Annotated in this window: 13 protein-coding genes; 2 read left to right on the plus strand and 11 right to left on the minus strand. The window is 67.3% G+C overall.

Annotated features, from left to right (window positions below; translation table 11 throughout):
• Positions 1-47: 47 nt before the first annotated feature.
• The gene (locus QMX81_RS09705) at positions 48-686 is read right to left on the minus strand and encodes a LysE family translocator (protein ID WP_282260986.1); all 639 of its coding nucleotides are present in this window, start codon (positions 684-686) and stop codon (positions 48-50) included.
• A gap of 79 nt (positions 687-765) precedes the next feature.
• Positions 766-1,638 carry an AraC family transcriptional regulator gene (locus tag QMX81_RS09710; RefSeq protein ID WP_121037017.1) on the minus strand — a complete coding sequence of 291 codons (873 nt, stop codon included), beginning with the start codon at positions 1,636-1,638 and terminating at the stop codon, positions 766-768.
• A 5-nt stretch (positions 1,639-1,643) separates the two neighbouring features.
• Between QMX81_RS09710 and QMX81_RS09715 the strand changes: the two genes are divergently transcribed.
• Both QMX81_RS09715 and QMX81_RS09720 read left to right on the plus strand, forming a co-directional pair.
• Positions 1,644-2,111, plus strand: a complete 468-nt coding sequence (locus tag QMX81_RS09715) for a GNAT family N-acetyltransferase (RefSeq protein ID WP_121037016.1) — start codon at positions 1,644-1,646, stop codon at positions 2,109-2,111.
• A 127-nt stretch (positions 2,112-2,238) separates the two neighbouring features.
• Positions 2,239-2,673, plus strand: coding sequence for a hypothetical protein (locus QMX81_RS09720; protein WP_282260989.1), 435 nt, complete (start codon positions 2,239-2,241; stop codon positions 2,671-2,673).
• Positions 2,674-2,702: 29 nt separating this feature from the next.
• Here the strand turns inward: QMX81_RS09720 and QMX81_RS09725 are convergent, their stop codons facing one another.
• From QMX81_RS09725 to QMX81_RS09765, 9 genes are all read right to left on the minus strand, one after another.
• Positions 2,703-4,082: a serine hydrolase gene (locus tag QMX81_RS09725; RefSeq protein WP_282260990.1), complete on the minus strand. Its 1,380-nt coding sequence runs from the start codon at positions 4,080-4,082 to the stop codon at positions 2,703-2,705.
• 118 nt (positions 4,083-4,200) lie between these two features.
• Positions 4,201-4,920, minus strand: coding sequence for a DUF2968 domain-containing protein (locus QMX81_RS09730; protein WP_282260991.1), 720 nt, complete (start codon positions 4,918-4,920; stop codon positions 4,201-4,203).
• A gap of 92 nt (positions 4,921-5,012) precedes the next feature.
• Positions 5,013-7,184, minus strand: coding sequence for a TadG family pilus assembly protein (locus QMX81_RS09735; RefSeq protein WP_282260992.1), 2,172 nt, complete (start codon positions 7,182-7,184; stop codon positions 5,013-5,015).
• A gap of 13 nt (positions 7,185-7,197) precedes the next feature.
• On the minus strand, positions 7,198-7,671 hold the full coding sequence (locus QMX81_RS09740; RefSeq protein ID WP_282260993.1) for a DUF3613 domain-containing protein: 474 nt from the start codon (positions 7,669-7,671) through the stop codon (positions 7,198-7,200).
• Entirely contained in the window at positions 7,668-8,582 is a 915-nt protein-coding gene (locus QMX81_RS09745) for a Flp pilus assembly protein TadD (protein ID WP_121037012.1), read from the minus strand. The genes QMX81_RS09740 and QMX81_RS09745 overlap by 4 nt, the downstream gene beginning before the upstream one ends.
• A 5-nt stretch (positions 8,583-8,587) precedes the next feature.
• A complete protein-coding gene (locus QMX81_RS09750; RefSeq protein WP_121037011.1) occupies positions 8,588-9,538 on the minus strand; it encodes a type II secretion system F family protein in 951 nt (316 codons plus the stop codon).
• Between the two features lie 33 nt (positions 9,539-9,571).
• Complete coding sequence (locus QMX81_RS09755) at positions 9,572-10,510, minus strand: type II secretion system F family protein (RefSeq protein ID WP_121037010.1); 939 nt, start codon at positions 10,508-10,510, stop codon at positions 9,572-9,574.
• 2 nt (positions 10,511-10,512) lie between these two features.
• Complete coding sequence (locus tag QMX81_RS09760; RefSeq protein ID WP_121037009.1) at positions 10,513-11,868, minus strand: CpaF family protein; 1,356 nt, start codon at positions 11,866-11,868, stop codon at positions 10,513-10,515.
• Positions 11,853-13,088 (minus strand): fimbrial protein, encoded by a 1,236-nt coding sequence (locus tag QMX81_RS09765; RefSeq protein ID WP_121037008.1) that lies wholly within the window; start codon positions 13,086-13,088, stop codon positions 11,853-11,855. Before QMX81_RS09765 ends, QMX81_RS09760 begins: the two co-directional genes overlap by 16 nt.
• Positions 13,089-13,114: the final 26 nt, after the last annotated feature.

Here is a 13,114-nt window from a genome sequence, read left to right on the forward strand (position 1 = left end):
CGGCAATGCCGGGCCCGCTGCGTCTGGGTCACAGGCGTCGAAGCTGCTCAGATCACCATCGCGCCCAATACCGCCAGTGCCAGGATGATCAGCAGCACGCCAGACAGGCGCTCGATCCACGGCAGCGCTGCGTTGAATCGGCCCATCGCTGCCGCGCGCCCAACCATACCGGCCATCAACAGGTCCCAGCCGAGCACCACCGCGAACATCCACACCGCATAGAACAGCCGTGTTCCGGCGGTAGTGTCCGGCCCACTCAACATGGCCGCCAAGCTGGCGTAGAACAAGGCGTTCTTGGGATTGAGCAGGGCGGAGGTGGCGCCCAGTCCGAGGGCTCGGAACCACGCCGAACGCTGTGCCAGGCGGGACAGCTGGGCCGGTTGCTCACCCGGCAGACGCAGTGAGGCGGTCCCGGCATGGCGCAGGAACAGCAGGCCGATGTAGAGCAGGAAAGCGCAGCCCGCTATCTGGATCACCTGAAACAGCGCGCTGCCCGCCTGCAGCCCCGCGACGCCGAAGAATGCCAGCGCAATATAGGCCCCATTGGCCAGTGCGACCCCGATGCAGGCGCCGCTTGCAACACGCCAGCCCTGACGGATTGCGGTGCGGGTGATCAGAAAGAAGTCCGGCCCGGGCGACAGCAACGCCAGAAAGTGCACGGCAGCAACGAGCAGAAACTGTTCCATGGGGGGTAGGCAGGCTTCAACGGGGCGCCTGACTGTGCCGGTGTTGCGGGTTGATGTATTGCACGATATTGCGTAGTACTCAGCGGCGATAACGGCCTGGCGTAATACCGGCGTGAGCCTTGAACAGGCGCTGGAAATGGCTCTGGTCTGCAAAGCCGAGCGCGTGTGCGACCTCGGCCAGCGGTTGCCCTTGAGCAAGGCGCTCGCGGGCGAGATTGATCCGCCGATTGAGCTGCCAGGCATGTGGCGTCAGCCCCGTGGCCTTGCGAAACGCCCGGATCATCGCGTAGCGGTCCATCCCCGTGCATGTGGCCAGATCGGCCAGCGATACGCTCGACATCGGCGCGGCATCCAGCAGGGCGAGTGCTGGCTGCAGTCGCCGGTGTTGCGCTGCGCTTGCGTCCGGGGCGGGAACCGGCGCCCCGGCAGTGACGTCGAGATCGTCGATGAAAGCGACGATAGCTGCTTCTTTTTCTCCGGGATCGGCACCGGAGAACAGCAGGGCATTCATGTCGCAGAACGTCCGGTAGCGCGCAAGGCTGCGGTCGATCCGGATCAGCGGCGCCGTTGGGGCGCTTTTGTCGATGGATTGCATGTCTTCTGTGACTGCCGCCACCCATGCCGCATCCAGATGCAGCATCTGATAGCTCCAGGCGGTGTTGGGCGCCGGATTGCAGGCGTGTACACGGTGCGCCGGCACGATGACCAAGGTGCCTGGTTGAAGGCGGTGCTGTCCGCCAGGCGCGCCGCTGAAAATGCTCTCACCCGCGTCCACGGCGCCGATCGACCAGGTTGGATGACTGTGCGGGCGGTAACAGGCCCGGCTGTTGCACGCGCGGCGTGACTCAACCCAGGACAGCCGGGGGTCGCGCCAGACGTCATTATCCGAGGCAATGCGGCCGGAAGGGCGGCGCTCGCGTATGCTCACCGCCTGAAACTCACTGCAATCCATGCGCCATGGTAAATCACCTTCACTACCGCCGTGCGCTGCCAGACGACGCCGCTGCCTGCATCGATCTGCGCGGACGCACCCGCGAGAACGCCTTCTCCGCCGCTCAGCTGGCCGAACTGGGCATCACCGAAGACAGCTGGGCGGCCGGTATCCGTGACGATGCATTGCCGGGGCATATCGCACTCGAAGACGGGCGGATGGTCGGCTATTGCTTTGGCGATCGCGAAGGCGGCGAGATCGTGGTCCTGGCGTTGCTGCCGGCCTATGAAGGGCGGGGCATCGGTCGGCACTTGCTGGATCTGGCCATCGCCGATCTGGTCGAGGCGGGCCATACGCGGCTGATCCTGGGGTGTGCAGCGGATCCGGCGGTGCGCTCGCACGGGTTCTATCGTTATCTCGGCTGGCGGCCGACCGGCGAGATCGATGCGCTGGGCGATGAGGTGCTCGAGCTGCACGTGGGCGCCACGCCGTAGGATCGGGGTAGGGCGTAGCACTGACTCCGTGTCGGGATCATCCGCGTCGCGCGTCCAGCGTGCGGCAGGTCACGGCCGGGGATGATGGGCCGGGGAGATGCTGCAGCCTCCTGGAGGGAGCTGAGCCATGCCTGTGTGGATGTTGGCCATCATGATGAGCGCTGCAGCGAGCGAGGCTTCTCCGCGGCAGGTGCACACCTGTGTCGTGGAAGGCAGCCGTCAGTACCAGTCCACGCCGTGCAGCGGCCGGACCGAGCGCATCCGTGACATGCCGCCGCCTGTGGATACGCGCGCCAATGCGTTGTACATCGAATCACTTCGCCAGGAGCTCAAGGCCAAAAGGCGCGCAGAGACCGCACCGGCGCGCCCGCGCCGGTCGCCGCGCCGCAACGTGCGGCCGGCACCCGCCTTCCGGGGCGCAGTGATCTCGGTGCATGCCGATCCGCTCCGGTGCGATGCCGCGCGCCGCCAGCGCGAGGCAACCTACGCAAAGGCGGGTGACCGCCCGAGCCTGGCACTGAGCCGGCGGATGGATGACCTGGTGCACGATGCCTGCCGATGAGGTGCAGGCATCGTCGGCAGTCACTGCCGTCAGTGGCGGTCCATCAGATAGCGCGCCACGGCATCGAACGCCGGCAGGGTGGTCGGGTCATTGGCGCTGTTGCCGGCCACCGGGTGCGAGCCGAACCGCGCGATCACCACGCGTGCGGTGGGATCGATGTACAGCGCCTGGCCGTGCACGCCGCGCGCCATGTAGGCGCCATGGTCGTTGTGCGATATCCACCACATGCCGCGATAGCTCCAGCCCGGCAGCTGGGGATAGCCGGCCTTGGCGAAGGCCTGCTTGTTGCCGCCAGCGCGGATACGGGCGATCGCGGCGGCGGGCACGATGGGCTGGCCGTTGATCTTGCCATCGTCAAGCAGCAGCTGGCCGACGCGGGCCAGATCACGCAGGCCGGCATTGAAGCCGCCGCCCGCAAACGGCGTGCCGGTGGAATCAACGGTGTAGTACGCGTCCTGCTCGGCGCCAAGGCGTTGCCAGATCCGCGATTGCAGCACCTGTGCAACCGACTGCCCCGTACGCCGGGCGATGATCCAGCCCAGCGCGTCCGTATTGATCGTTTTGTAGCCGAACGCCTCGCCGTGGCGGCCCTGCTTCTGCACGGTCTGCAGGTAATCGTAATAGCTGCGCGGCCCGGTGTAGCCGGGGGCAGGGGGCAGGGTGCTGCCCGCGGCGGAAAACGCCCAGACCTCGGCGTTGGGGTCGGCGTAGTCTTCGCTGTAGCTCAGTGCCGTGGTCATCTCCAGTACCTGCTTGACCGTGGCATCGCCGAACGCACTGTCCTTCAGCTCGGGAACAATCGCGCTGACGCGCTGGGTTTCATCGATCACCCCCTCGGCGACCAGCATCTCGCCGAGCAGGCCGGTCATCGACTTGCTGACGGACATCGCACCGTGCTGGCCGTGCTCGTCCAGGCAGCCGCTGTAACGTTCGTAGACCACCACCCCGTCGTGCAGCACCACGATGCCGTCGGTGTAGTTGGCCAATAGCGACTGTGCCCAGGTCATCTGACGGTTGGTGCCGGTGGGCGTGAACGACAGCGCGTCGATCGCGGCATCCAGCCGACGCGGCAGGTCATGCGCGGCACCCGGTCCCCGGCTGACGCCCACGGTGGGCATCAACTGGCGGAAATGGCAGGCCGTCCAGCGCAGCTTGGGGAAGCTGAAATAGTCGTCATCCGTGTAACGGATGCGCTTGTCTTCCGGCGGCGGCGCGCCCTGCATCCAGCCCAGCCGCCTGGGATCGGACGCTTCGGCCGACAGTGGCGGCGATGCGGGCGGGGCCGGGGCGGCAGGGGCGGCGACCGGCAGGGCGAGCGCGGCAACCAAGGCCGCGGCCAGCCGTGTGCGGGAGGACACCAGGGCGGCGCGCGCGCGGGACAGGGCGCTACGGGGGCGTGGAACGGGCATGGTGCACTCCTTGCTGATGCGCAGTACGTCTGCGCCACCAAGGGTACTGCACCGGAAAGAACGACGGCACCCTCGGCGCCGTCTGTCACGTGCCCTGCAACTACAGGGCGTCATGCCGTTACGGGTTGCCGGGGTTGCCCTGCGGGGCAGGGTCCGGCGTGGCCGTCTCGGCCGAGGGCAGCGATAGTGCCGGGTTCAGCTGCTGGGCCTGCAATGTCTGGATGCGCTGGTTGAGCGCGTCCAGTTCGCTGTGGCTGCTGCGCAGGTCCGTGCTCAGGCTGACCGCCTGCTGCTTGGCCTGTTCCAGCGAAGCGCTGACCTGCAACGACTGCTGGCGCTGGAGATCTGCTTCCTGCTGCAGGCTGCGCAACCGCTCTTCGTTGTAAGCGACCAGATTCTCGGTATAGCGCTTGCCGGCCTGCAGGCGGGTGGTGTCGATATACACCTGGGCCAGCTGCTCGGTCTGCTCGACGAATGTGCGGTAGACCTTCTCGGCATTGTCGACCGAATCGGTCTTGATCACGCGCCAGAAATCCTTCTCGTGGAACAGCGCCACGTAATAGTTCAGCGTGCTGGTATTGAACAGCAGGCTGGCACCATAACTGCCGTTATAGGTGGTGCGCAGCTCGGTGAGCTGCTTGGAATCGACCAGCTGGCGCAGTTCATCCACGGTATTGCGGACCACCGGCGCCGGGCGCGCAGCGGCATCCACGGCCGGCTCGGCACGCGGTGCGCGCGCGGCCAGGGCCTGCGGGACGACGCTCAACGTCAGCAGCAACACAATCCCACCGGTCAGCGCGTGCGCGACGATGGAACCAACCCCTTTTCTCTCTCGCATATTCAGGCCATCCACGAGTGGATTATCAGTGAAGTAAAGTCCCCGCCGGAGTCTAGCACGCACAATCGCGTGGTCTGCACTTCGCCACAGCGTCAATAAACCAACTGCGCCGGGGTGCACTGGATGGACTGCATGTGCACGTCGGTCCGGCCCAGCTCCAGCCCGAGTATCTGGGCCAGGGTCTGCGAGAGCAGGGTGCCGACGCCGTTGAGGAGCGGCTTGAGGGTCTCCAGCACCGGGGTCAGTGCCAAGCACAGCAGGCCGCTGCAGCGGACCTGGTCGGTGCCGGGGTCGGTCACCCCGGTGCCGCCGCCGAGGTCCTGCAGGCCGCCGGGCCGGGTCTGCATGTAGGAGGCCAGGTTGGATTTCACGCAGTTGTTGTAGTTGAGCAGGCTGCTGAGCAGGCTGTTGCAGCGGTTGATCACCAAGCCGCCAAGCAGAGAGCCGAGCAGGCCGCTCAATGCTCCCATGCCTTCGCCGGTGACCGTAGCGTTGTAGCCGTCCCAGACGGATCCCGCCTTGAAACAGGTATCGAGATACAGAATCCCGCATGCGAACGGCACGCCATTGGGTACAGTCCAGTCGCCCAATGCACCGACGCCATGCACCGGATCACCATGGCGCAGCAGCTCGATGGTCTTCTTGGCATCGTAGAACCCATTACCTGGATTGGCCGCCTTGAGATACTGGTCCGCCAATCGATTGGCGATAGCAGCATCGGTGGTGCCCTGCTTGCCCGGGGTGACCACGTTGCTCAGAACGCGCAGCAGCTCGCTCACCAGGCCGGAGACGGCCGATCCGACCTGCGCCTGGTTGAAGTAAGTGGACGCGGTTTCCCCGGCGGCCAGGGTGATGGCTTCATCGTGGGTGAGCGCAGTGAGGGAAATCTTGTCGGTGACCAGCGGCGCCCCCAGCAGGGTCAGCAGCTGCTCGTTCTGCAGCCCGGTATCGCACACGTTGCGCTGCGAGAACTGACTGGCCGCATCCACACGGCCGACGCAGGCGCGCAGCAGCGACGACTGCACCCGCACCGTGGCCGTTGGCGGGGTGGCGCCACAGTTCAGTGCTTCCAGCGTGCCCATCGCGTTGGTCACATCGGCATAGATCGGCAGGTTCAGACGGATGCCCAGCGTATTGAGGATGGGGCCGAGCAGCGCCAGGCCGCCGGTATCGATATTGATCTTCAGCCGGACCTGCGCATTGTAGGCGCGCGTGCCGACACCGCCGATGGCGATGGACGGCGGTTCAATGATCGCCGCCTGCGTTTTGACCATGCCAAGGATGTCCAGATTGTTGACCGTGACCCCGTTGCCGCCGTTGGCGATGCTGATGCTGGTGGTGATCAGGTCCAATGCGCTGACGTCGGCCTGCAGTGCCGGCGATGCCGGGCCTTCGGGAGCCACGATGTGTGCAAACAGGCCGCCCGCGGCATCGGTGCTGCCCAGCTGGATAGTGAGTCGGTTGAGATCGAGCTTTGCCGCGAGTGCATCGCGCAGTGCACTCAGGTCCACGTTGGCGACACCCCTGTTGGTCAGCACGGTGGCCGTGGCATCCAGCAGCTGCCCGAGCGAGACCCGGTTGGCGGCCAGCAGTGCGTTGAACTCGGCGACGCCGATATTTGCGTTGACTGGAATTCCCAGTGCCTGCAGCAGGCCGCCCGGGCTGACCTTCGCCTGGGCCAAACCGTCATAGCCAAGCAGGGTGGTCCGGTCCAGATTGACACCCACCAGATTGAGCACGTTGCCCAACGGCGTCGTGCCATTGACCCGCAGCAACTGCGAGCCCACCGAGAACACCGCGATCGGCGGGGCGCGGGTCGCCACGGCCTCCGCACGCAGCGTGGGCAGGCGCGTGTTCTGGCCGAAGAACGGCACGACCGAGCGCGTCGCGACCACTTTGACCGCGTTGAGCGGGCTGGCCGCGTCCAGGATCATGCTGAAATGATCGTCCGCGCCGCGGCTCGGGTTCCAGTTGCCGCACTGGATCGCCAGCGTGCCGGTGAAGCCGTTGTCCTTCTGCGCGTTGCCGCGGGCGGCGCTGTTGTCCGTGCGGTTGGCATTGCACAGGTCCAGCCGCTGCGCGCCGGCCATCGAGGCCAGGTCCACCACCTTCTGCGCATCGCGCTTGGCCCAGTACAGATAGCCCACTTCGACCAGGCCGAGCATGCCGACCAGGCCAAGCAGCACCAGCATCATGGTGACCGACATCCCGCCGCGCAGCCGCCGTCGGGACGGCCGGGGTGCGTAGGCGCTGGAGTGGTGCATGGCCTTGCCCTCCTTAGTTGGTGTCCGCGACGTCCTTCTTGACGCTGGTCTTGAGGAACTCGGGAATCTCGTGCTCGAAGCTCTTGAGGTAGCGCGCGTAGCTGGCGGCGGCCTGGTCACCCAGGATCGGCAGCCGTGCCCCGGCATGGGTGCCCTGGGCCTGCATGCGCAGCAGGTCGCGGGTGGTCTGGCCGATCTCGCCGCGCGGTGGCGGTGCGGGTGGCGTGTAGCGCTCGGCAGCTGTGGCGGCTGCGGATGCCGGCGAACGCTGCACGTAAGCCGGTACGGGCTCAACGCGCTCAATGGGCGCGGGCGCGGGCGCGGGCGGGGGCAGCGGCGTGGCGACGGCCGTGGGGGCATCCTGCCTGCCCAGCATCTGCCCGGTGAGCGGTGCCTGCTGCGCGATCACGGGCACCGCCCAGGTCACCAGCATCAGCAGCAGGCCAGCGTGCAGGAGCGGAACAGGTAGGCGACGCAGCTGGCTCATGGCGTGGTCTCGCTGGCAGGAGAGGGCGTGCTGAAGCGTTCCAGCATCGATGGCGCAAGGCGCGCATCGGCACTGGTGCGGCGATCGGTATCCACCGCCACGTGGCGTGGGGCTGGACGCGGGGCAGCGGGGTGCGGCGCAGGCAGGGCGCCGTACCCGGGCCCGGGCACGGCGGGCGCCGCCGCGACGCTGGCAGGCGCGCGTTGCACGGACGGTGCGGGTGTCGCCTGCTGGCGCAGTTGCTCGGCCAGGCGGCGCACCTCTGCCTGCGCACCGTCGGTCAGGCGAGCATTGCGCATGATCGTCTCGGCCATCTCGTTCTGGCCGCGCAGTAGTGCCCACACCGCCAGATTGGCGTTGGCTTTCGCGCTGCCCGGGGACAACTCGGCGGCCTTGGCCAGCGGCTCCTGTGCGCGGGCCCAGTCACCGGCGCGCAGGCGGGCAAAGCCGAGATCACCCAGGTAGCCGGTGTTCAACGGCTGCAGTTGCGCCGCCTTGGCCAGTGACTGCTCGGCGCGTACCGCGTCGCCGTCGCGGGCGGCGATCAGCCCGATGCCGTGCCAGGCCGCGGCCGCCTGCGGGCCACTGGTGAGGCTGCCGTACATGGTCAGTGCGGCTTCACGCTGCCCGGTTTCGCGCAGCGCATCGGCATTCAACAGGCGCAGCTGCGGGCTGTCGCCATAGCGCTGGCGATATGCCTCCACATGCGCCAGCGAGGCGTAGAAGGCGCCCTGCTGCTGCATTTTGGAGATCAGCTCGACGTACAGCTGCTTGTCGTCCTGCGGCGCCACCTCGGGCGAGGCCAGCGCCATCGGGTCCTGGCGATAACCGTTGCGCACGTTCGAACAGGCCGCGCAGAGCGCCGTCGCGGCGAGCAGCAGGCAGAGGCGGGGAAGCACGGCGTGGCGCATGGCGTTCAATCCAGTTTGGTCAGGGCGGAGGCGAGGGCGATGATGGCCGGACCGGCCAGCACCAGCATCAACGCCGGCAACAACGTCAACATCATCACCACGGTCATCTTCACCGAGAGCTTGCCGACCTTCTCCTTGAGCGTGGAACGGCGCTGCTCGCGCAGGCGCAGGCTGAACTGGCGCAGCGGTTCCTGCACCGCGCCGCCATGGGCATGGACCTGCAGGATCAGTTGCACCAGGCTGCGCAGGTCTTCGTCATCGAAGGATTCGCTGAGGCGGCGCAGTGACTGCTCCCGGCTGCGTCCATGCATGTAGGCGATGTTGGCTTGGTGGATCTCCCGGCCCAGCACCGGGACCGCGTTGCGCAGTTTGTCGCCGAGGGTCTGCAGGCTCTGGTCCATGCTGAAGCCCACGCCCTGCAGCAGCCGCAACAGGTCGATCAGCAGCGGCAGCTCGGCGGAGACCTGCTTGCGCAGGCGCATCGCCCACGCGCGCAGGGCGAACTTAGGCAGCAGGATGCCAAAGGCCAGCGCGCCGAAGATCACCATCGCGCGGCTGAAGCCGGTGCTGTGGTTGAAGGCCAGCACCAAGGCCAGAGTGGCGACCGCGATCAACAGGCGCAGGCCGAGGAAGATCGCGGTGCCGGCGTGGGTGTTCCATCCGGCCTGATCAAGCAGTAGCCGGTCTTCCGGAGCCAGCAGCGCCGCTTCGATACGCCCGCCGTTGAAGCGCTGGCCGAACGCGGCGACACCCTTGAGCCAGCGCTGGCGCAGGCTCACCGCCGGCGGAGGTGGTGCGGCCGGCGTGCCCGCCACATCGCGCGGCCGCAATGCGGCCTGCAACGCATCCTGGTGGCGCTGTTCGCGCCCGCTCAGCACCCAGCCACGCACCCCCAGCAGCGCCACGCCGGCGGCGAGCACCAACAACGTGGCGATCCACCAGCTGCTACTGGTCATGCGGGCCTCCGATCTGGACGCGCAGGCAGGCACTCATAGGGATTTGGCCAGCCGGTACAGCAGGAAGCCGCCGATCAGTTCCAGCCCCAATGCCCACAGCAACAGCTTGTGGCCGAGCGGCTCGTGGATGATCGGCTGGAAGAAATCCGGGCTGGTGATCGCCATCAGGACGGCACTGATCGGTGGCAGCAGACCGAGTACCCAGGCCGACATCCGGGTCTCGGAGGTGGTGGCCATCAGTTCCTGCTGGGCCTGATCCAGATCGCGCATGAAATCGGCCATGCGTTGCAGGATCTGATCGGCGCGCCCGCCGATCCGCACGCTGACGCCCAGCACCACCGAGAGCACATTCAAGGCTTCCAGCCGATAGGGCTGGGCGGCCTGCGCCAGGGCGCGGTCCAGGTCCAGGCCGCTGCGGGTGTAGGACAGGGTGGCATCGAGCAGGCCCCGCAGCGGCATCGGCATCTGCGCGGCCGATGTCTGGAAGGCCATCTGCAGGCTGTTGCCGAGACCGGCCAGGCGCACCAGGTTGTCGAGGAAGTCCGGCAGCTGGCGCAACAGCTTGGTCTGCAGCCGGTTGATGCGGCGCGATACCCAGAACCAGGCTGCCAGAGCGCTCAGTACCAGGATGATCGGCGCGGCCCACACCGTGCCGAGGCGTGCACTGGCGATCCAGGCCAGCAGCGCCGCGGCGGCGAGGATGAGCAGCGGTACCCGCCAACCGGTGGGCAGCGCAGCGCGCTGCATCAACGCGTCCCACGGCAGCCCCGCCGGTGCCGTGCTCACCGGCATCGGCCCCGGGCTGTCACCCATGCCTGCCAGGCGCGGCGAGGTGTCCGGACGCGCCAGCCGCTGCTCGGCGTGCTGCAATGACAACCGGCGTTGCTCGCGTGCGGCCGCGCCGCCCCACAGCTCCACGGCCAGGGCGATCAGCACCAGTGCCGCACTGCACAGGAGCAGGACGAAGGCCATGCTCAGAAGCCTCCGCCCAGTGCTTCGCGCAGCTGCCGGCGGAACGGTTCGAGCTTGTGCGAGTGTGGCTGGAAGCCAAGCCCGACCCAACGGTCGTACTCGTTGCCATCGGCGTCGATCTGCACTTCGTGACGGAACATCTCCTGGGTGGCGATCATGTTGTCGGTGACGCCGGTGATTTCCGTGATCGAGATGAGCACGCGGCGGCCGCTGCCCAGTCGCGAGATCTGCACGATGAAATCAATGGCGCTGGCGATCTGCCGGCGCAGACTGTCCTCGCTGCCCTGGAAGCCGGCGAAACCGGCGAGCATCTCGATGCGGTACAGGCAGTCGCGCGGCGAATTGGCGTGGATGGTGGCCATCGAGCCGTCATGGCCGGTGTTCATCGCCTGCAGCATTTCCAGCACTTCGGCGCCGCGCACTTCGCCGACCACGATCCGGTCCGGGCGCATGCGCAGGCTGTTGCGGACCAGGTCGCGGATGCTGATCGCGCCGTTGCCGTCCGCGCCGCCGATCCGGCTTTCCAGGCGCACCACGTGTGGATGGTTGAGCGAAAGCTCGGCAGTGTCTTCAACGGTGATCACGCGTTCGTTGGCCGGAATGTAATTGGCCAGTGCATTGAGCAGCGAGGTCTTGCCCGAACTGGTGCCGCCGGACACCAGGATGTTGCAGCGCCCCAGGACCATCGCATGCAGCAGCGCCTGCATCGGCCGGTCGAACGTGCCCATGCGCAGCAGTTCATCGGGGGTGAACGGGTCCTTGCGGAACTTGCGGATCGAGACCATCGGCCCATCCACGGCCAACGGCGAGATGATGGCATTGAGGCGGCCGCCGTTGGGCAGGCGCGCATCCACCATCGGGTTGGATTCGTCCAGGCGGCGCCCGAGCGGGGCCAGGATCCGGCGCAGGATCCGCAGCAGGTGGCTGTCATCGCTGAAACGCTGCGGCGCCCGCTTGAGCATGCCGCCCTGGGAGACGTGGATGTCCTTGTAGCCGTTGATCAGGATGTCCTCGATCTCCGGGTCATGCAGCAGGTCATCGAGCGGGCCGAAGCCGGTCAGTTCCTTGACCAGCGCAGTGGCGACGATGTCCTTCTCCGCTTCGTTGATCGGGATCCGCCATTCGTGGACGAAGCCGGCGGTCTGCGCGTGCACGTAGCGCGACACGGTGTCCGGGGCCCACGCATCGATATCGATGCGCTCGTCCTCGATGCTGTTGAGAAGATGCTCATGTGCGGCGATCAGCACCTTCTGGTACTGCTCGGACTGCTCGAACGGCTGCACGCCGTGCTCGGCCTCGGTGCCGGCGTCGGCGCGGGCAGTGGTAGCAGTCGGGAACGGGGTCACTTTGTCTTCCATGGGGAACCACTCAGGCGAAGGGCGAGGTGTTCCCGCCAGCCCCTGGCCGGCGCGGGGGCCGTCGGATCCAGGTGCGACAACAGCGGGGCAAGGGCACGCACATACGGGTCGCGTGGCGCATCCTGCAGCAGCAGGCGGCCATGGCTGGCACTGGAGCGCAGTGTGGGACGATCCGGCAACACTGCCAACAGGGGCAGCTCGAAGCGGGTGGCGATCTGCGCCGGGCTCAGTCCACTGGCATCGTCGTGGCGGTTGATGATCAGCTGCACGCGGGCATCGCGTGCCCCTACCTGGGTGAGATGACGGAGCATCTGGTCCAGCGAGACGAGGGTGCCGATCGCCTGGTCGGCGATCAGCCAGATCTCATCGGCGCTGTTGAGCAGCGACACCGGCAACTGGCGCAGCGGAACACCGCCGAGATCGCACAGCACGGTGTGGAAGACACTGCGCAGGCGCTGCATCAGCATGCCCGGGTCCGCAAGCGTGGCGCCTTCCATGCCCGGCGGCTGGCCGAGCAGGGTGACGCCACTGGGGTGATGCGCCAGCGCGGTGCGTGCCAGCGTCGCATCGATACGCCCGGCATTGCGCAACGCATCGTCGAAATGGAAGGTGGGGTCCACATTGAGGTACAGCGTCAGATCGCCGGTGGGCTGGCCCAGATCCAGCAGCAGGGTCTGCGCACCGGCGGGCGCCGTCTCTGCCGGGGCAGCCCGATGGGCCGTGGCAGTCTGCTGGGCGAGCACCCCCAGGTGCGCCGCCAGGGTGCTGCTGCCTACGCCAGGCCGCACGCCCAGCAACAGGACCATGCGTGCACGTGCCGATGGCGTGGCCGGAACGCTGCTGCGGCCCTGCACGGCGAGTGAGGCAGCACGGCGCAACACCGCCTCCATCTCCTGCGGCGCGCTGTCCAGATCGAGCAGATCGCGCAACCCGGCGCGCAGCGCAGCCACGACGCCATCCATGTGGTCGGCCTGGGTCGAGCCGATCGCCACCAGCGGCAGCTCTGGCGCCTGCGCCTGCAGTTGCCGGGTCAACGCTGTGGAGAACGCCGCCTGCTCGTGCCGATAGTCCAGCAGTACCACGCAGCCGGTGTCGCGCAGCGGCTCCAGCGCCGAGGCCGGTGCGGCGCTGTCCAGCCACTGCACCACGCCCAGCGACGGCAGCAACGCCGAGAGCAGGGTGGCGAGTTCGCGGTCCGGTGCAAACAGCACGAGCTTCATCGAAGCATCCCGTGGTTGGACCAGTT

The sequence above is a fragment of the Stenotrophomonas sp. PS02301 genome (assembly GCF_029959485.1).
In the GTDB taxonomy this organism is placed as follows: domain Bacteria; phylum Pseudomonadota; class Gammaproteobacteria; order Xanthomonadales; family Xanthomonadaceae; genus Stenotrophomonas; species Stenotrophomonas maltophilia_Z.